The organism is Thauera sp. 27, assembly GCF_000310125.2.
GTDB lineage: Bacteria > Pseudomonadota > Gammaproteobacteria > Burkholderiales > Rhodocyclaceae > Thauera > Thauera mechernichensis.
The window spans coordinates 1-18,084 of record NZ_AMXB01000045.1 but is presented as its reverse complement, the minus strand read 5'-3'; the positions used below and the strand labels follow the sequence as shown (position 1 = coordinate 18,084).

Genomic DNA, 18,084 nt, shown 5'->3' with positions numbered 1-18,084 from the left:
CTGGGAAAGCACTCAACGCAAGGTCAGACGGGCAACCGAGCCACGGACATGCTTCGCGAGGTCGACCGGCTGACCATCGAACTCGAGATTGACGCTGCTGGCATTGCCAACGACCAAGACGAACGGGGGCGTACCCTGGACCGTACGCGAACTGCCCGCACGATTGGTGCCCGAATGCAGGATGCTGCCGGAAGCGTCACGCACCTCGACCCAGGAGTCCGCACCGAAGCGGAACACCAGTTGCCTGCCCGCGCCGTCAGCTGCGGCCTCGGGCGCGGCTGCCTGCGCGGGCGCCGCCTCGGCCTGGACGCTGCCATCACCGCCCGCAGCGTCAGTGCCTGCCGTCGGTTCGCTGACGGCGGCAGGCGCCGCACTATCCTCCGAGCCACCATTCGCCTCGGCAGCCGCAGCCTCCTCGGCTGCCGGAGGCTCTACCGCAGGCGGACTGATTGGCTGCATCGGCGCCTGGACAAATGCAGGGACCGCCTCGCTGGTGTCGTCGCCAGCGGAGGTCGCCGGCTCGGTCTGGAACCAGTCGAAATACCAGCCTGCCAGAACGAGCGCGACCAGCACCACCACGACAGCGCCAAGCGGAAAGCTCGCACGCCGCGAACCGGATCCACTCGGCAGGTCGCCATCGGCGTTGCTAATGGGCGCAAGGTCGGGCGAGCCGGCAACCGAAGCGTGCTGCAAGCTGTCGAGCAGGGGCACGGCATCCACGCCCACGTAGCGCGCGTAATTGCGGATGAAGCCGCGCACGAAGGCCATGCCGGGCAGCGCAGCGAAGTCGTCACGTTCGAGGGCTTCGATCTGCCGCGGGCGCAGCTTGAGGGCAAAGGCGACCTCGTGCACCGACTCACCCCGTGCTTCGCGCGCACGGCGCAGCCGCGTGCCCGCAGACGCTGCCGCCTCGGCTGCGGCATCGGGCCGAACGGATTGATCTGGCTGCTGGCTGCTCACTCGTACTGTCCTTGGATCATCAGTTGATACTCACTGGAATTGCCGAAGCGGCTGCCCAGTTGCGAGGCATAGCTCGCCTCGGCATCTCGATTGCCGAGCCGGCGCTCGGTGCGCAGACCGAGCCAGGCCGACGCGGCGGTCGGCCCCTGCTGCTGGTGCAGCCGGATCAGATGCGTACGCGCCTGCTCCAGCCGTCCGCCGCGATAGGCAATATCGGCGAGGTGGAAAAGCGCGAGGCCGTTCTGTGGGTCGACCTGCAGTGCACGCTGGAACTGCAGCTCGGCGCCGGCATCGTCCTTGCGCCGCAGCTCGCACAGGCCCGCGTTCGTCAGCGGCCGGCCGGGGTAGCGGTAATACGGGTTGCGCGCAGCCATCGCGAGCCGCTCGAGCCCCTCGCTTTCCTTGCACTGCAGGCACAGGAACCAACCATAGCTATTGTTGAAATCCGGATCTCCCGGCGCTATGCGCAGGGCGCGCTCGAAGTTGTCCCGCGCCGCCGCCAGCTCATCGACCAGCATGTAGGCGAGGCCCAGCAGGTGGAAGGCCGGGGCATAGTTGGGGCTGTCCTGAAGTGCGATCCTGGCTTCGTCGAGCGCAACGTCGTAGCGCCCGACCTCGAAGTACGCCATGCCCAACTCGACATGGACATGAGCCCGCGCTTCCTCGGGTGTAGCCGGCGTAACGTCCGACAGCGGCCGGCTCGCGGCCGCGGAATCTAACGCCGAGCCGCCAGGGACCGTCGCACACCCGGCCAGCAGCGCAGCCGCCACTGCTGCGGCAGTTAGCAGCGGACGATGTCTCATCTTCGTTCCTCCGTGATCTGCGTCAGACGCACCGTGCGCCGAGTTCTGTCCTGGACCTGGCCTGCGAGCTGGCCACAGGCCGCATCAACATCGTCGCCGCGCGTCTTGCGCGTGGTGGTGACGATGCCAGCGTCAATCAGGATACCGGCAAAACGGCGGATACGTTCCGCCGGCGAGCGCTCGAAGCCCGAGTTCGGGAATGGATTGAAGGGAATCAAATTGAACTTGCACGGTGTGTCACGCACGAGTGCAAGGAGCTCGCGCGCATGCGCATCGCTGTCATTGACGCCGTCGAGCATCACGTACTCGAAGGTCACGAAGTCGCGCGGCGCACGCTCGAGGTAGCGCTGACAGGCAGCCATCAGCTCGCGCAGCGGGTATTTCTGGTTGATCGGGACGAGACGGTCGCGCAATGCGTCATTGGATGCGTGCAGCGACACCGCGAGCGCCACCGGGCACTCCTCGCGCAAGCGGTCCATGGCCGGCACGATGCCCGATGTCGACACCGTAACGCGGCGGCGCGACAAGCCGTAGGCGTGATCGTCGAGCATCAGGCGCAACGCGGTGACGACATTATCGAAGTTGGCCAGCGGCTCGCCCATGCCCATCATCACCACATTGCTGATGATGCGACCATTGTCCTTGTCACCGGCTTCGAGCTCCTGCACGGACTCACTCGCATCGGCCCTGGCGGCGCCCAGCAGCTTGTTGGCCAGCCACAGCTGGCCAACGATTTCCGCCGCACTCAGGTTGCGGTTGAATCCCTGTTTGCCGGTTGAGCAGAACGCGCAATCGAGCGCGCAGCCCGCTTGCGACGACACGCACAGCGTGCCGCGGTTGGTCTCGGGGATGAACACGGTCTCGACCGCATTGGCGTTGCCAACGTCGAGCAGCCACTTGCGCGTGCCGTCGGCCGAGATCGAATCGCGCACCGGTACCGGCGGGCGGATCGTAGCGATCTCCTTGAGCTTGGCGCGCAGGGACTTGGCGACGTCGGTCATCGCATCGAAGTCGTCGCAACCCTCGCGATGCATCCAGCGCATCACCTGACGGGCGCGAAAAGGCTTCTCGCCCAGCCCGGCGAACCAGGCGACGAGGCCATCGACATCGAAGTCAAGCAGATTGACCGGCTTGGAAGTGCTCATGCCTGAAACCACACCTTATGGCAGCAGCGGCCTCAAATCGCAGACCGCCCGTAATGCAAACGGCCCGCACACGCCGCATGCGGTGCGGGACGCACCGCGAAGCGTGCGCGACGGGCCGTTGGTACGGACCGCTCAGCGCGAGTAAACGTTCATGCCCGGGAAGAAGAAAGCCACTTCCACGGCAGCCGTCTCGGGGGCGTCGGAGCCGTGCACGGCATTGGCGTCGATCGAATCGGCGAAATCTGCGCGGATGGTGCCCTTGTCGGCCTTCTTCGGGTCGGTGGCGCCCATCAGCTCACGGTTCTTGGCGATGGCGTTCTCACCCTCGAGGCACTGGATCATCACCGGGCCGGAGGTCATGAAGGACACCAGATCCTTGAAGAAGGGACGCTCCTTGTGCACGGCGTAGAACTGGCCGGCTTCCTGCTCGGACAGGTGCACCATCTTGGCGGCGATGATCTTGAGACCGGCCGCTTCGAAGCGGGCGTAGATCTGGCCAATCACGTTCTTGGCGACGGCGTCGGGCTTGATGATGGACAGGGTGCGTTCGATTGCCATGGATAACTCCGGGACTGTGCTTGGTTAAAGCGGAAAGTTTGGAAAAAGCGCAAGATTTTAGCAGGTTTCGTGTGACACCGATGCGTCCGGCGAGTGCCGCGGTGACAGCGGCTGCGCAGACAGCACCATCGACACCGCTGATCAGTGCCCCGAAGAATCGAAGCCCGTCTCACGATGAATCGCACGGATCAGCTCGCTGCCAATGCGCCCCTCCATCGTCCTGTGCACAGGGATCAACGCCCTCTTGAACGCCGCCTTCTCCTGCGCGCTCGGCTCGTAGATCTCGGTCGTGCCGGCGGCGCGTACAGCCTCGAGCGCCCTGTCGTTCTCTTCCTTGGCGATACGGTTGGCGTAAGCGGTCGATTCGGCCATGGCACGCTCCAACCGAACCCGGACATCGGCCGGCAGGCGGTCCCAGAAGCGCTTGTTGGCGATCACCGCATAGCCCAGATAGCCATGCTCGGTCAGGGTCACATGCTTCTGCACTTCGTGCATGTTCTGGGTGAAGAGATTCGAGTGCGGATTCTCCGTGCCATCCACCACGCCTGCACGCAAGGCCGGATAGACCTCCGAAAAAGCCATCGCCATCGGTAGTGCTCCGAGCGCACGCATCTGTTCGTCGAGCACCTTGGACGACTGGATCCGCATCGTCTTGCCACGCAGGTCCTCAGGGCGGCGAATCGGCGAGTTGGCGGAGAATGACTTGAAGCCGTTGTCCCAGAACGCCAGCCCCTTGATCCCCCGCGCCTCGAGCCGGGACAGCAGTTGCTGGCCCAGCGGCCCCTGAGTGACCTTGTTCAAGGCCTCATAGCCGTCAAAAATGTAAGGCAGGTCGAACACCTCGAATTCGCGCATTCCGAGCTGACCGAACTTCGCCAGCGACGGCGCCAGCAGCTGGACCGCGCCAAGCTGAAGCGCCTCCATTTCCTCCTTGTCCTTGTACAGACTGCTGTTGGCATGGACCTCAACGATGACCGCTCCCTCGGTGTAGCGCTCGGCGAGCTCCTTGAACTTCTCAGCGGCCTTGCCCTTGGGCGTGTCCGCAGCCACAACGTGGCTGAAGCGGATGACGACGGGATCCGCAGCCGAAACTGCGGCCGACAATCCGAACGCAAGCACGCCAAGTAAAACTGCACGCAAACCCATCTCACCTCCTCCATTCGCACACCCGGACGCGTCGAGCAGTACAAGCAGGTCGTGCACCTGATCCGATCCGCGTGGACACTTCGTACCGGACATCCACTTCTTGCACCGCCTTGCCGCCTGCTATTGTGGGAGCCTGACACCGCGCCGCCGCGCCTTTCCTGCTGCACCGCACCCAGCCCGATGACTCAAGCGCCCTCAACTCGACACACCCCCAGCATTGAAACCGTCGCACGCAGGCGGTGGATGCAGCAGCTGCCCTACCTCACGCTGGGCCTGTTCGTGGTTGCGATCGCCGCGCTTGTCTGGCTCACCCGCGCCCACGACACCGACGAACAGCGCACCACACTGATCAACGACGTGCTGTGGATGGAACAGAACCTGCGCTTCCATCTCGACCGCAACGAAATCCACCTGCAGCAGATCGGCCCCGAGCTGTTTGCCGGACAGACACTGGGAGCACCCACCGAAGCCCGCCTGTCCAGCCTGCTGAACCAGGAGCGCGGCCTGGTGCAGATCATCTGGGTGCGCGCCGACGGACGTATCGCAGGCGCCCTGCCACCCACACCGCGGCCTCACGCTGGCGACGAGGGCTCCGCCGGGGTTCCCGGCGAGCCCAGCCTGAAGCTCGCGCGCGCACTCGGCCGACCGGTCTACGGCCCCACCTACCCCACCACGAACGGCGCCCACCATTTCGAGGTTCATGTACCGGTGTGGTCCAACGAAGCGCTGCTGGGCGTTGTCGTCGGAGTATATTCGCTCTCCGATCTGGTGGTGCGCGAACTGCCCTGGTGGTTCTCCGAACGCTATCGCGTCGCGGTGCTCGACGCCGACGACCGTGAGATCGCGGCCAAGTCGAAGGTCGCACCCGTGTCCGCATGGCTGGCCTACACCATGCCCTTCGACCCACCCGGCCACGGCCTCACCCTGCAGATCACCGCCTACAAGTACGAAACGCGCTGGATCCCGCTGCTCCTCGGCGCCTCGCTGGTCCTGCTGGCCGGCATCATCATCTGGAGCGTGATCCAGTTGCGGCGCGAGCTGGCAAGGCGTCAGCAGGCCGAAGCCGCATTGCGTGCCGAATCGGCCTTCCGCAAGGCCATGGAGGACTCGCTGATCACCGGCATGCGCGCCCGCGACCTCGACGGCCGCCTCACCTACGTGAACTCCGCCTTCTGCCGCATGACCGGCTATGAAGCCGACGAACTGGTCGGCCTGAAACCCCCCATGCCCTATTGGGATCCGGAGCACCTCGAGGAGACCTTCGAGCTGCACCGCGAGATCATGTCCGGGGGGAGCTCACCACAGGGCACCGAGGTGCGCCTGCGACGCAAGAACGGGGACATCCTCGATGCGCTGGTACTCGAGGCCCCGCTCATCGACCCGCAGGGGCGCCACGCAGGCTGGATGGGCTCGGTGCTCGACATCACCGAGCAGAAGCGCACACTCGAGCATGCGCGCCAGCAGGAAGAGCGGCTGCAGCAGAGTTCGCGCCTGATCACCATGGGCGAAATGGCCTCGACCCTTGCCCACGAGCTCAACCAGCCGCTGGCGGCCATCGCCAGCTACAACTCGGGCTGTATCAACCGCCTCGAAAGCGGCCAACTGGACCGCGACGAACTGCGCGACATCCACGAACGCATCGCCCGCCAGGCACGCCGAGCCGGCGACATCATCCGCCGCGTGCATGATTTCGTGCGCCGCTCCGAACCCCGGCTCGAAGCGCTTGATCTCAACGCCGTGATCCGCGACGCGGTCGCCCTGATCGAGGCCGACGCGCGCAAACGCGGCACCCAGATTGCAAGCTCGCTTGCGCGCAAGCTCCCGCCGGTGGCCGCCGACGCGGTGATGATCGAACAGATCGTCATCAACCTCGTACGCAATGCCATGGACGCCATGCACGACACCCCCGCCGTACAGCGCCAGGCGCTGATCAGCACGGCCCTCAAGGACCGCCAGGTCATCATCTCGGTCGCCGATCGCGGCACCGGCATCGACGCAGCGACGGCGGCACGGCTGTTCGAGCCCTTCTTCACCACCAAGAACGCCGGCATGGGCATGGGGCTCAACATCTGCCGCTCGATCGCCGAACTGCATCACGGCCGCCTGACTTTCGAAGCACGCCCCGGGGGCGGTACCATCTTCACCCTGTCGCTTCCCGTGGAACCCGATCCAGCATGAGCACTGCCTGCACCCACATCATCGATGACGACGAGGCCATCCGGGACGCCCTGCAATGGCTGTTCAAGACACGGGGCGTCGCCTGCCGGACCTGGGCAAGCGGCGAGGACTTCCTCGAAGCGTGGAGTCCGCAGTGGCGCGGATGCATTGTGCTCGACATCCGCATGGCAGGAATGAGCGGCCTGGAGTGCTTCGACACCCTGCTTGCGCGCGGCTGCGAACTGCCAGTGATCTTCATCACCGGCCATGGCGACGTGCCGATGGCGGTCGCTGCGCTCAAGAAGGGTGCGTTCCACTTCATCGAGAAGCCCTTCAACGACCACGACCTGGTCAGTCTCGTGGAGACGGCGCTCGCCGCTGACGCAGAACGCCAGCGCGCCGCAGCCAGCCGCGAGACCATCGAAGCACGACTTGCAACGCTGACCTGCCGCGAACGCGAGGTCATGGACCTGATCCTGGAGGGCAAGTACAACAAGGTCATCGCCGATGAGCTGTCGATCTCGATGCGCACCGTGGAAGCCCACCGCTCGCGCATTTTCGACAAGATGGACGTCCGCTCAGCCGTCGAACTGGCTCAGATGCTCACGACCCTGCGCAGCTGAGCCAGCCCCGGCCCAGGCGCCGGTCCGCGCGCCCGGCTCCCAGCACGGCATCACGCCGGCCTCGTCAGGCGCACAGGCATGACTGCAGGCGATGCCGATGCCGGCCACCCACACCGGCGCGTCATCGGCCCATAGCACCGGCATGCGATCACGCAGCCAGGCCGGCACCCCCGCCGCCTGGCAGAGCTTGCGCAGCAGCTGGCGCGGACGCCCGGGTGCCAGCTGGAGCCGCACACCGGGCGCGCGCGCGGCCAGCACAAGTCGCTCCGCCTCCTGCAGGCGTACCCGGCTGAGGCCGACCCCGAGGCCACACTCGAATCGCACCAGGCCGCTGCCCCACGGCAGCGCGGCCTCTCCGCGCCATTCCCGCGCCTGCACAGAGACCTCCTCGACCCCCTCCAGCCACAGCACCCCGCGGTAAATGCAACACGCCCAGCCATTTCCCAAGGCCACGCGCAGCGGCCGTGCGTCTGTCGCCGTCGCCAGCTGGCGCAGGGCCTCTTCCAGGCGCCCTCGCGATGGCGCCTGCGCGCCATACTCGCGCAGGCGCCATCGCAGCAGGTTCGCCTGCCGTGGCACGCTCAGCCCAAGCACACTGCTCGCCCGCCAGATCCGCCCCCCACACTTTTGAGCGTCGAGCTCGGCCAGGTCGGCGAGCAGGCCTTCGGCCTCGGCAAAGTTGGCGCAGGCGCGCGCCAGCATCGGCACTGCGGACGGGAATGCTGCTTCCAGGCTCGGCAGCACGCGGTGGCGCAGCATATTGCGGGCGAAGCGGAGGTCGGCATTGCTCTCGTCCTCTACCCATGAGAGCGCCTCGCGCCGCGCCCACGCCAGGATGCCGGCTCGGCGCTGACCCAGCAGCGGCCGCAGACGCCCGGGACGCCCGGGCGCAGCCGCAACGGACACCGCCATCGCCGCAGCGCCCGCAACCCCCGCACCGCGCAGCAGCCGGAACAACAGGGTCTCGGCCTGATCATCCTGATGATGGCCGAACACCATCCAGTCGCACGGTACGCGATCGAGCGCGGCATGCCGTGCTGCGCGCGCCGCCGCCTCCGGACCACCGCTGTGCGCAGGATCGACCGCGACCCTGAGGACTTGGAAGGGAACGCCGAGCCTCGCGCAATGCGCCTCACACGCATCGGCCCAGGCGCTCGCATTGGGGCTCAACCCATGGTGGACATGAGCGGCCTCGAGACTGAACCCCACCTCGGGCCGAAGACGATGCAGCAGCGCCAGCAGGACAACGGAATCGACACCGCCGGACAACGCGCAGCATAGTCGCGCGCCCGCTCCGACCCCGGCACGGCGCAGGCACTGCGCGACGGCAGCAAGCATGGGCCCATTCACCTCGGGCGGAGCTTCATGGTGGCCAGCGCTCACCCCGCGCTGGAACGCGACGACACGGCGGCGCTCAGGCCGCCTTGTCCTTGAAACGACCGTAGCTCATGAGCTTGTCGTAGCGCTGGGCCACGAGCTCCGAGGGCGTGAGCGCCTCGAGTTCGCGCAGCGCATCGCCAAGCGCACGCTTGAGTGCGGTGGCCATCGCGCGCGGATCGCGGTGCGCGCCACCAACGGGCTCATTGACGACCCGGTCGACAAGGTTCAAGGCCTTGAGTCGCGCGGCGGTTATTCCCATCGTCTCGGCTGCATCAGGCGCCCTGTCGGCACTCTTCCACAGGATGGAGGCGCAGCCCTCGGGAGAAATCACCGAATAGGTCGAATACTGCAGCATCAGTACCTGATCTGCGACCGCGATCGCCAGCGCCCCACCCGAACCGCCCTCACCGATGATGGTGCTGATGATCGGCACACGCAGTTCGGCCATCAGGTAGATGCTGTGGCCGATCGCCTCGGACTGGCCGCGCTCCTCGGCACCGATGCCGGGGTAGGCGCCCGGCGTATCGACGAAGGTAAACACCGGCAGGCCGAACTTCTCGGCCAGCTTCATCAGCCGCATCGCCTTGCGGTAGCCCTCGGGACGGGGCATGCCGAAGTTGCGCGCGATCTTCTCCTTGGTGTCCCGCCCCTTCTGGTGGCCGATGACGACGCAGGACTGCCCGTTGAAACGCGCCAGGCCGCCGACGATCGCCTTGTCGTCGGCGAAGGCGCGGTCACCGTGCAACTCCTTGAAATCGGTAAAGATCAGCTCGGCGTAGTCCAGCGTATAGGGGCGCTGGGGGTGACGCGCAACCTGGGAAATCTGCCACGGCGTGAGCTTGCCATAGAGATCCTTGGTCAGCGACTGGCTCTTGGCCTCGAGGCGCCCGATCTCTTCGGAGATGTCTACAGCCGGGTCATCCTGCACGAAGCGAAGCTGGTCGATCTTCGCTTCCAGTTCGGCGATTGCCGTTTCGAAATCCAGAAAGGTGGTTTTCATCCAGCCGTTCCCAGTCAAAAAAATGTCCGCCATTGTAACGCCGCCCGGACGGCGACGCGCACCGTCTTCGCTGCGCTGCCGCATTCAGGCCGCCGAACGCATCGGGGCGGCCCCGTGATGGCGGCCGCCCCGATGCCGTGCCCCGAGCGCCTGTCGGCGCCAGGGGGTCAGTCGTTGTTGGCGAAGCCCAGCAGGTGCAGCAGGCTGGTGAAGAGATTGAAGATGGAGACGAACAGCGTCACCGTGGCCATGATGTAGTTGGTCTCGCCACCATGGATGATGTTGCTGGTCTCATACAGGATCAGGCCCGACATCAGCAGCACGAAGGCCGCGGATACGGTCAGCGACAGCGCGGGGATCGAGAAGAACACCGCCCCAAGACCGGCCAGGAAGGCGACCAGGATGCCGACCATCAGGAAACCGCCCATGAAGGAGAAGTCCTTCTTGGTCGTCACCGCGTACGCGGACAGGCCCAGGAAGATCGCCGCCGTGCCCGCCATCGCCTGCATCACGATGCTGCTGCCGTTGGGCAGCGACAGGTAGGCCGAGATGATCGGGCCGAGGGTGAAGCCCATGAAGCCGGTCAGGGCGAACACGAACACGATGCCGAGGCTGCTGTTACGGAACTTGCTCGTCAGGAAAAGCAGGCCGAAGTAACCGACCAGGGTCAGGATCAGGCCCGGGTGGGGCAAGCCCATCGCCATCGACAAGCCCGCGGTGAGCGCCGAAAAAGCCAGCGTCAACGACAGCAGCATGTAGGTGTTGCGGATGACCTTGTTGGTCGACAGGACCGACGCTTCGGAGCGCGTCATCGTCATGCGGTTTTCCATTTCGAGCATTCCTCCAGGGGAAGTTGTTGAATTGTTTTGAACGACGCCGATCAGGCAGGTACTGCGTCAAGTTGGGGCGCCACGCTGCGCACCGGCCGCTGACTGCGCCGGACACGCTGCGCGAGCACACGCGAAACACGGTCTGCAGCCTCGTCGACGGCCGCCCGCACCTCGATCTGGGTGATGGCGAACACCACGTCCGGCAGATTGCGCAGCCGCAGTTGTACCACGCATCGTTTGTCGGTGCCGCCTCGCGGCCCATTCACATCGGCCACTTTCACACGCGCCCACTGGATGTGGTCGCGGAAACGCCCGATGGCGAACTGCATCCGTCGCGTCACATAGTCACGCAGCCCGGGAGCAGCCTCGACATTGTCGCAGTGCAGATCGATACGCATATGCAGTCTCCTTCGTTCTTGTTGCGCGATTGCCGTCGGGCACCACGCCTCGACGGATACTAACGCTCAGACTCTTCGATAAAATCCTGGTTCAACTGAATCTTTATCTGGTTTTGTCGAAGTATCTTCATCCTGCACCCACGGGAGCCATCCATGCTCAACTACAAGCAACTACACCACTTCTGGACGGCTGCCCGTGCCGGTGGGATCGTCCGCGGCGCAGAACGTTCCGGGCTGGCGCCACAAACCGTATCCGGCCAGATCGCCGCACTCGAGACCGAACTCGGGGTCAATCTGTTCAAGCGGCAGGGCCGCAAGCTGGCGCTGACCGAGACGGGACGCATGGTGCTCGACTATGCAGAGGAGATCTTTCGCCTCGGCAGCGAGCTCGAGGAAGCACTGCGCAGCCGCTCGGCCGGGCGCGCCATGCCCTTCAGGGTGGGCGTTGCCGACGTGGTGCCGAAGGCCATCGCCTGGCTGCTGCTCGCGCCGTCGATGGATCTGGCCGAGCCGATGCGCATCGTGTGCCGGGAAGGCAAGTTCGACGCCCTCCTCGGCGAACTCGCCATCCACAAGCTCGACGTCGTCCTCGCCGACAGCCCGCTACCGCCAAGCATGGACGTACGCGGCTACAGCCACGCGCTCGGCACCTCGACCATCGGCCTGTACGCCACCCCCACACTGGCAGACGCACTGCAAGGCAGCTTCCCGGCATGCCTCGACGGCGCCCCGCTCCTGCTCCCGGGGGCCGAAGCGAGCGTGCGCACGCCGCTGCTGCGCTGGCTGGAAACCGAACGGCTAAGGCCGCGCATCGTCGGCGAATTCGACGACAGCGCCCTGATGCGTGCATTCGCGGAAGCAGGCGCCGGACTGTTCCCGAGCGCATCGCTGGTCGGCGAGCAGTTGTGTCGGCAGGCGGGCATGGTGCATCTGGGAGACGCAAGGGGTGTGACCGAAACCTATTACGCGATCTCGGTCGAACGCAGGCTGACACACCCCGCCGTGCGCGCGATCAGCGAAGGAGCCGCGCGTCATCAGCTCGGCGGCTCCACCGCGGACTGATTTGATTTTCGCTCGCAGCCCGTACAGAATCGCGGGCTTGCCAAGGCTTCCGGACGGCGTTGGCGATGGAACGGAATGAGGGAATCGTAGGAATGGCGCGCTTGTGGCCGGGTGGGCCGACAAGTGGCCGGCAGGGCATGGCCGCCGCGGATCGGGCGTCTTGAAACGCTGACGCCGATCGTCATGGTGCCGGGAGTGGGACTCGAACCCACACACCTTGCGGCGGCGGATTTTGAATCCGCTGCGTCTACCGATTCCGCCATCCCGGCCAGGGACGCGCATTATGTCCGAACAATCCTCACCCCGGCAAGCACGCTGCTGACCGGTGCATCACGCGACGACGGCAACACGGCAAGTGAAAGCCGCCGACGTGGCACCAACCGCAACAGATCCTGGCTTCAAGAATCCATCATGCCCCTGACTCTCAGCGATTTCGATTACATCCTTCCCGCGGAACTGATCGCGCAAGCTCCCCTTGCAGAGCGCAGCGCCAGCCGCCTGCTTGTGCTCACCCCCGAGGCAGGCTCGGCGCCGGTGCTCGCCGACGCCTGCTTCACCAACCTGCCGGACCTCGTTCGCCCTGGCGACCTGCTCGTCTTCAACGACACCCGCGTCATCCACGCTCGCCTGCACGGGGTCAAGGACAGCGGCGGGCAGGTCGAGGTCCTGATCGAACGCGCGGTCGGCCAGCACGAAGCACTCGCGCAGGTGCGTGCAAGCAAGTCGCCCAAGACAGGCGCCCGGCTGCATCTCGCCGACGCCTTCGATGTCGAGGTACTTGGTCGTGTCGGCGAATTCTTCCACCTGCGCTTTCCCGCCGGCGAAGACCTCTTCGAATTACTCGAGCGCCATGGCAAGCTCCCCTTGCCGCCCTACATCCAGCGCGCCGCCGGCGACGCCGATGAAAGCCGCTACCAGACGGTCTATGCGCGCGACCCGGGGTCAGTCGCCGCACCCACGGCCGGACTCCATTTCGATCAGGCCTTGCTCGACCGCCTTGTCGAGCGCGGCGTGCGCTGCGCCTGGCTGACCCTGCACGTCGGCGCCGGCACCTTCCAGCCGGTTCGTGTCGACGACCTCGGCGAGCACCGTATGCACCGCGAGCGCTACGTGATCCCTCAGGAAACCGTGGACGCCATCGCCGCAACCCGCGCCGCCGGCGGACGCGTCATCGCGGTCGGCACCACCAGCATGCGCGCACTCGAGGCCGCTGCGCAGGAAGGCGCCCTCGAGGCCGGCAGCGGCGAGACCGAAATCTTCATCCTGCCCGGCTTTCGCTTCCAGGTGATCGATGCGCTCATCACCAACTTCCACCTGCCCAAGTCCACCCTGATGATGCTGGTGTCGGCCTTCGCCGGCATGGACAGCATCCGCCGCGCCTACGCCCACGCCGTCGCCCAGCGCTACCGCTTCTTCAGCTACGGCGACGCGATGTTCATCACCCGCCGCAACGAAGCCGAGAACGACAAGCTCAACAATGCAATTTGAACTCCTCACCACCGACGGCGGCGCCCGCCGCGGCCGCCTTACCCTTGCCCACGGCACGGTCGAGACACCGGTCTTCATGCCCGTCGGCACTTACGGCACGGTCAAGGCGATGACGCCGGCCATGCTCGCTGACATCGGCGCGCAGATCTGCCTGGGCAACACCTTCCACCTCTGGCTGCGCCCGGGCCTGGACATCGTCGCCGCGCACCAAGGCCTGCACCGCTTCATGGCCTGGGACAAGCCCATCCTCACCGATTCGGGCGGCTTCCAGGTGTTCAGCCTGGGCGCACTGCGCAAGATCACCGAGGAAGGGGTCAAGTTCGCCAGCCCGATCGACGGCGCAAAGCTGTTCCTGACACCCGAGATCTCGATGCAGATCCAGACCGTGCTCAACTCGGACATCGTGATGATCTTCGACGAATGCACGCCCTACCCCGCCACTCGCGACGAGGCGGCGAAGTCGATGCGCCTGTCGCAGCGCTGGGCGAAGCGCTCGCGCGACGAGTTCGACCGCCTGGGCAACACCAACGCGTTGTTCGGCATCGTCCAGGGCGGCATGTACGAAGACCTCCGCGACGAGTCGCAGGGCGCACTCGAAGACATCGGCTTTCACGGCTTCGCCATCGGTGGCCTGTCGGTGGGCGAACCCAAGGACGACATGGCGCGCATCCTCGCCCACACCGCACCGCGCCTGCCGCAGGGCAAGCCGCGCTACCTCATGGGCGTGGGCACGCCAGAGGACATCGTCGACGGCGTGATCGCCGGCATCGACATGTTCGACTGCGTGATGCCCACCCGCAACGCCCGCAACGGCTGGCTGTTCACCCGCTACGGCGACATCAAGATCAAGAACGCCGTTCACAAGGCCGACACCCGGCCGCTCGACCCCTCGTGCGATTGCTACACCTGCCGTAACTTCAGCCGCGCCTACCTGCACCATCTGCACCGCACCGGCGAGATCCTCGGCAGCATGCTCAACACGGTACACAACCTGCGCTACTACCAGACCCTGACCGCCGAGTTGCGCGATTCGATCGCTGCGGGCGAGCTGGACGCCTACGTGCGACGCTTCCGCGCCGAACGCGCCACCGGTACGCAGTGAAGGAACCACCCGCCCTGCGGAGGCATCTGATCCACCCGGGCGCTCGCCCCGCTGCTGTTATAATCGAGCGCTTTTTTGCCAATCTGGAGTTATCAACGTGCTGATTTCCAATGCCTATGCCCAAGCTGCGGGCGGCGACCCCAGCGGCGGCCTGATGGGCCTGCTGCCCCTGATCCTGATGTTCGTGGTGCTGTGGTTCCTGATGATCCGCCCGCAGATGAAGCGCGCGAAGGAACACAAGGCCATGGTCGAAGCCCTCGCCAAGGGCGACGAGGTGGTGACCGGCGGCGGCATCGCCGGCCGCGTGACCGAAGTCGGCGACAGCTTCGTGCAGCTCGAGATCGCCAACAACACCGTGGTCGCCGTGCAGAAGCAGGCCGTCGCCACCGTGCTGCCCAAGGGCACGCTGAAGTCGCTGTAAGCCTTGCACGCGCCGGCCGGCACCCAGCCCGCCGGCGCGTTTCGCATCACCCCATCCGCTGCACGATGTGCAGCCCGCTTCGCGGCCCCGCCGGTGCCCCGCACCGCGAACAACCGCAACGCCCCCCACACCTCTCCCGACGACGATGAACCGCTACCCCCTCTGGAAGAACGCCCTGATCGTCCTCGTGCTGCTCTGGGGCCTGCTCTACACCCTGCCCAACTTCTATGGTGAAGTCCCGGCGGTGCAGGTCTCGAGCGCCAAGGCCACGCTCAAGCTCGACCCGGCAAGCACCACCGACCGCCTCAACAGCGCCCTGCGCGAGGCCGGTCTGGCCCACACCGGGATCTTCTCGGACGCCACCAGCGTGCGTGCCCGCTTTGCCGACACCGAGCAGCAGCTGCGCGCCAAGGACGTGATCGAGCAGGTCTTCAACCCCGACCCGGCCGACCCCGCCTATGTCGTCGCGCTCAACCTGCTGTCGGCCTCGCCCAACTGGCTGACCTCGATCAAGGCCCTGCCGATGTACCTCGGCCTCGACCTGCGCGGCGGGGTGCACTTCCTGCTCGAGGTGGACATGCCGGGTGCGCTCGTCAAGCGCCTGGACTCGACCACGGGCGACCTGCGCACCCTGATGCGCGACAAGAGCGTGCGCCACGCCGGCATCACCCGCGAGGGCAACACCGTCGTCATCCGCTTCCGTGACGCCGAACAGCGCGAGGCGGGCCGCCGCGCCATCCAGGACGCCACCAACGACCTGCAGCTCGCCGACCGCGACGACGCCGCCGACGACCTCAAGCTCGTCGCCACGCTGACCGCGCAGGCGCAGCAGACGATGCGCGACTTCGCCATCAAGCAGAACATCACCACCCTGCACAACCGCATCAACGAGCTCGGCGTCGCCGAGCCGGTGATCCAGCAACAGGGCGCCGAGCGCATCGTGGTACAGCTGCCCGGCGTGCAGGACGTGGCCAAGGCCAAGGACATCCTCGGCCGCACCGCCACGCTCGAGGTGCGCATGGTCGATGACACCCCGGGTGCCGTCGAGCAGGCCCTGGCGGGCAACGTGCCCTTCGGCACCGAACTCTACACCGAGCGCGGCGGCGCCCCGCTGCTGGTCAGCCGCCAGGTGGTGCTGACCGGCGACCGCCTCACCGACGCCCAGCCCGGCTTCGACGGCCAGACCAACGAGCCTGCGGTGCACCTGACGCTGGACGCCGCTGGCGCCCGCATCTTCCGCGACGTCACGCGCGAGAGCGTCGGCAAGCGCATGGCCATCCTGCTGTTCGAGAAGGGCAAGGGCGAGGTCGTCACTGCGCCGGTGATCCGCAGCGAGATCGGCGGAGGGCGCGTACAGATCTCGGGCCGCATGACCACGGCCGAAGCCAACGACGTCGCCCTGCTGCTGCGCGCCGGCAGTCTGGCAGCGCCGATGGAGATCATCGAGGAGCGCACCGTCGGCCCCAGCCTGGGCGCCGAGAACATCACCAAGGGCTCCAACTCGGTGATCTGGGGCTTCCTCGCCATCGCCGTGTTCATGATCGCGTACTACACCCTGTTCGGCCTGGTGTCGGTAATCGCGCTCACCTTCAACCTCGTGCTGCTGATCGCGCTGCTGTCGCTGCTTCAGGCTACGCTGACCCTGCCCGGCATCGCCGCCATGGCGCTGACCCTGGGCATGGCGATCGATGCCAACGTGCTGATCAACGAACGCATCCGCGAGGAACTGCGCAACGGTGCCAGCCCGCAAGCGGCGATCTCGGCCGGCTACGACCGCGCCTTCGACACCATCCTGGACGCCAACATCACCACCCTGATCGCAGGTATCGCACTGCTGGTGTTCGGCTCCGGCCCGGTGCGCGGCTTCGCCGTGGTGCACTGCCTGGGCATCCTGACCTCGATGTTCAGCGCCATCCTGGTGTCGCGCATGATCATCAACTTCATCTACGGCCGCCAGCGCAAGATCGCCAAGCTGCATCTGGGCCAGTCGGCGAACTAAGGGACAAGGGCAGACAAGACCATGGAATTCTTCCGTCAGCGAACCGACATCCCCTTCATGCGCCATGCGCTGAAGTTCAACCTTTTCTCCAGCCTCGCCTTCGTGCTCGCGGTGTTCTTCATCGTGCTGCGCGGGCTCAACCTGTCGGTGGAATTTACCGGCGGCACGCTGATCGAGGTCGGCTACGCCGAGCCGCCGCGCATCGAGGACATCCGCCAGGCGCTCGCGCGCGACGGCTACCCCGATGCGCAGGTGCAGAACTTCGGCAGTGCGCGCGAGATCCTGATCCGCATGCCCAACCGCGAGGACCTCGACACCAGCCGCATCTCCGAGCGGGTCATGGCCACGCTGCAAGCCACCGAAGGCCCCCAGCCCGAACTGCGCCGGGTGGAATTCGTCGGCCCGCAGGTCGGCAAGGAACTGGCCACCGATGGCGCAATGGCGCTGCTGCTGGTGATCATCGGCATCGTGATCTACCTGGCGATGCGCTTCGAGTGGCGCTTCGCCGTGTCCGCGATCATCGCCAACCTTCACGACGTGATCATCATCGTCGGCTTCTTCGCCTTCTTCCAGTGGGAATTCTCGCTGCCAGTGCTGGCAGCGGTGCTGGCGGTGCTGGGCTATTCGGTAAACGAATCGGTGGTGGTGTTCGACCGCGTGCGCGAGACCTTCAAGAAGAAGCGTGCCATGGACACGCCGGCGGTGCTGGACCATGCGATCACGGCGATGATCTCGCGCACCGTGATCACCCACGGCAGTACCTTGATGATGGTGGTGTCGATGCTGATCTTCGGCGGCGAGACGCTGTATTACTTCGCACTCGCCCTGACCATCGGGATCTGCTTCGGCATCTACTCGTCGATCTTCGTCGCCAGCCCGCTGGTGATGTGGCTGGGGGTGTCGCGCGAGCAGTTCATCAAGCCGAAGAAGGAGAAGGAAGAGGCGGTGGTCTGAGCCCGCGGTCTTCCGGATACGAGAAAGGCGCCTGCGGGCGCCTTTCTCGTATCCGGAA

The 18,084-nt window shown here is 65.9% G+C and carries 17 protein-coding genes and 1 tRNA gene; 8 read left to right on the top strand and 10 right to left on the bottom strand.

The genetic code is table 11. The features are described from left to right. Positions 1 to 12: 12 nt before the first annotated feature. The 5 genes from B447_RS18770 to B447_RS18750 form a co-directional block, all read right to left on the bottom strand. Positions 13 to 960 (bottom strand): helix-turn-helix domain-containing protein, encoded by a 948-nt coding sequence (locus B447_RS18770; protein ID WP_002944212.1) that lies wholly within the window; start codon positions 958 to 960, stop codon positions 13 to 15. Further along, positions 957 to 1,763 (bottom strand): type IV pilus biogenesis/stability protein PilW, encoded by an 807-nt coding sequence (gene pilW / locus B447_RS18765; protein WP_083491497.1) that lies wholly within the window; start codon positions 1,761 to 1,763, stop codon positions 957 to 959. The genes B447_RS18770 and pilW overlap by 4 nt, the downstream gene beginning before the upstream one ends. Then, positions 1,760 to 2,908 carry a 23S rRNA (adenine(2503)-C(2))-methyltransferase RlmN gene (gene rlmN / locus B447_RS18760; RefSeq protein ID WP_002924779.1) on the bottom strand — a complete coding sequence of 383 codons (1,149 nt, stop codon included), beginning with the start codon at positions 2,906 to 2,908 and terminating at the stop codon, positions 1,760 to 1,762. Before rlmN ends, pilW begins: the two co-directional genes overlap by 4 nt. Before the next feature lie 132 nt (positions 2,909 to 3,040). Then, a complete protein-coding gene (gene ndk / locus B447_RS18755) occupies positions 3,041 to 3,466 on the bottom strand; it encodes a nucleoside-diphosphate kinase (RefSeq protein ID WP_002924781.1) in 426 nt (141 codons plus the stop codon). A 141-nt stretch (positions 3,467 to 3,607) separates the two neighbouring features. Continuing rightward, entirely contained in the window at positions 3,608 to 4,612 is a 1,005-nt protein-coding gene (locus B447_RS18750) for a TRAP transporter substrate-binding protein (protein ID WP_002944207.1), read from the bottom strand. Between the two features lie 243 nt (positions 4,613 to 4,855). Here B447_RS18750 and B447_RS18745 point away from each other — a divergent pair, with 243 nt between their 5' ends. Together B447_RS18745 and B447_RS18740 are read left to right on the top strand one after the other, a co-directional pair. Further along, positions 4,856 to 6,790: a sensor histidine kinase gene (locus B447_RS18745; RefSeq protein WP_002944206.1), complete on the top strand. Its 1,935-nt coding sequence runs from the start codon at positions 4,856 to 4,858 to the stop codon at positions 6,788 to 6,790. Then, complete coding sequence (locus B447_RS18740) at positions 6,787 to 7,392, top strand: response regulator transcription factor (protein WP_002944204.1); 606 nt, start codon at positions 6,787 to 6,789, stop codon at positions 7,390 to 7,392. The genes B447_RS18745 and B447_RS18740 overlap by 4 nt, the downstream gene beginning before the upstream one ends. Here the strand turns inward: B447_RS18740 and tilS are convergent. The 4 genes from tilS to B447_RS18720 all read right to left on the bottom strand — a co-directional run bounded on the left by tilS (position 7,348) and on the right by B447_RS18720 (position 11,000). After that, positions 7,348 to 8,730, bottom strand: coding sequence for a tRNA lysidine(34) synthetase TilS (gene tilS / locus B447_RS18735; RefSeq protein WP_002944202.1), 1,383 nt, complete (start codon positions 8,728 to 8,730; stop codon positions 7,348 to 7,350). The genes B447_RS18740 and tilS overlap by 45 nt on opposite strands. Before the next feature lie 76 nt (positions 8,731 to 8,806). Beyond that, positions 8,807 to 9,772 (bottom strand): acetyl-CoA carboxylase carboxyltransferase subunit alpha, encoded by a 966-nt coding sequence (locus B447_RS18730; protein ID WP_002924793.1) that lies wholly within the window; start codon positions 9,770 to 9,772, stop codon positions 8,807 to 8,809. A 167-nt stretch (positions 9,773 to 9,939) separates the two neighbouring features. Beyond that, the gene (locus B447_RS18725) at positions 9,940 to 10,602 is read right to left on the bottom strand and encodes a Bax inhibitor-1/YccA family protein (protein WP_002944198.1); all 663 of its coding nucleotides are present in this window, start codon (positions 10,600 to 10,602) and stop codon (positions 9,940 to 9,942) included. Positions 10,603 to 10,652: 50 nt separating this feature from the next. Beyond that, positions 10,653 to 11,000 (bottom strand): HPF/RaiA family ribosome-associated protein, encoded by a 348-nt coding sequence (locus tag B447_RS18720; RefSeq protein WP_002924797.1) that lies wholly within the window; start codon positions 10,998 to 11,000, stop codon positions 10,653 to 10,655. A gap of 153 nt (positions 11,001 to 11,153) precedes the next feature. Between B447_RS18720 and nhaR the strand changes: the two genes are divergently transcribed. Beyond that, entirely contained in the window at positions 11,154 to 12,062 is a 909-nt protein-coding gene (gene nhaR / locus B447_RS18715; RefSeq protein WP_002924799.1) for a transcriptional activator NhaR, read from the top strand. Between the two features lie 184 nt (positions 12,063 to 12,246). Here nhaR and B447_RS18710 read toward each other — a convergent pair. Continuing rightward, positions 12,247 to 12,331 (bottom strand) — tRNA-Leu (locus B447_RS18710). 142 nt (positions 12,332 to 12,473) lie between these two features. On the opposite strand from B447_RS18710, the gene queA reads away from it, so the two are divergent. The 5 genes from queA to secF all read left to right on the top strand — a co-directional run bounded on the left by queA (position 12,474) and on the right by secF (position 18,026). After that, positions 12,474 to 13,550: a tRNA preQ1(34) S-adenosylmethionine ribosyltransferase-isomerase QueA gene (gene queA, locus B447_RS18705; RefSeq protein WP_002944196.1), complete on the top strand. Its 1,077-nt coding sequence runs from the start codon at positions 12,474 to 12,476 to the stop codon at positions 13,548 to 13,550. Beyond that, positions 13,540 to 14,652 carry a tRNA guanosine(34) transglycosylase Tgt gene (gene tgt / locus B447_RS18700; RefSeq protein ID WP_002944193.1) on the top strand — a complete coding sequence of 371 codons (1,113 nt, stop codon included), beginning with the start codon at positions 13,540 to 13,542 and terminating at the stop codon, positions 14,650 to 14,652. Before queA ends, tgt begins: the two co-directional genes overlap by 11 nt. Before the next feature lie 97 nt (positions 14,653 to 14,749). Next, positions 14,750 to 15,073, top strand: coding sequence for a preprotein translocase subunit YajC (gene yajC / locus B447_RS18695; protein WP_002931459.1), 324 nt, complete (start codon positions 14,750 to 14,752; stop codon positions 15,071 to 15,073). 145 nt (positions 15,074 to 15,218) lie between these two features. Further along, complete coding sequence (gene secD / locus B447_RS18690) at positions 15,219 to 17,072, top strand: protein translocase subunit SecD (protein WP_002944191.1); 1,854 nt, start codon at positions 15,219 to 15,221, stop codon at positions 17,070 to 17,072. Between the two features lie 21 nt (positions 17,073 to 17,093). Continuing rightward, entirely contained in the window at positions 17,094 to 18,026 is a 933-nt protein-coding gene (gene secF / locus B447_RS18685; protein WP_002931469.1) for a protein translocase subunit SecF, read from the top strand. The last annotated feature ends 58 nt before the right edge of the window (positions 18,027 to 18,084 follow it).

Bases quoted from the DNA above. Each gene is read 5' to 3' on its own strand.
- pilW (WP_083491497.1), bottom strand. From the start codon at position 1,763: ATGAGACATCGTCCGCTGCTAACTGCCGCAGCAGTGGCGGCTGCGCTG.
- rlmN (WP_002924779.1), bottom strand. From the start codon at position 2,908: ATGAGCACTTCCAAGCCGGTCAATCTGCTTGACTTCGATGTCGATGGC.
- ndk (WP_002924781.1), bottom strand. From the start codon at position 3,466: ATGGCAATCGAACGCACCCTGTCCATCATCAAGCCCGACGCCGTCGCC.
- B447_RS18750 (WP_002944207.1), bottom strand. From the start codon at position 4,612: ATGGGTTTGCGTGCAGTTTTACTTGGCGTGCTTGCGTTCGGATTGTCG.
- B447_RS18745 (WP_002944206.1), top strand. From the start codon at position 4,856: ATGCAGCAGCTGCCCTACCTCACGCTGGGCCTGTTCGTGGTTGCGATC.
- B447_RS18740 (WP_002944204.1), top strand. From the start codon at position 6,787: ATGAGCACTGCCTGCACCCACATCATCGATGACGACGAGGCCATCCGG.
- tilS (WP_002944202.1), bottom strand. From the start codon at position 8,730: ATGCTTGCTGCCGTCGCGCAGTGCCTGCGCCGTGCCGGGGTCGGAGCG.
- B447_RS18730 (WP_002924793.1), bottom strand. From the start codon at position 9,772: ATGAAAACCACCTTTCTGGATTTCGAAACGGCAATCGCCGAACTGGAA.
- B447_RS18725 (WP_002944198.1), bottom strand. From the start codon at position 10,602: ATGGAAAACCGCATGACGATGACGCGCTCCGAAGCGTCGGTCCTGTCG.
- B447_RS18720 (WP_002924797.1), bottom strand. From the start codon at position 11,000: ATGCGTATCGATCTGCACTGCGACAATGTCGAGGCTGCTCCCGGGCTG.
- nhaR (WP_002924799.1), top strand. From the start codon at position 11,154: ATGCTCAACTACAAGCAACTACACCACTTCTGGACGGCTGCCCGTGCC.
- queA (WP_002944196.1), top strand. From the start codon at position 12,474: ATGCCCCTGACTCTCAGCGATTTCGATTACATCCTTCCCGCGGAACTG.
- tgt (WP_002944193.1), top strand. From the start codon at position 13,540: ATGCAATTTGAACTCCTCACCACCGACGGCGGCGCCCGCCGCGGCCGC.
- secD (WP_002944191.1), top strand. From the start codon at position 15,219: ATGAACCGCTACCCCCTCTGGAAGAACGCCCTGATCGTCCTCGTGCTG.
- secF (WP_002931469.1), top strand. From the start codon at position 17,094: ATGGAATTCTTCCGTCAGCGAACCGACATCCCCTTCATGCGCCATGCG.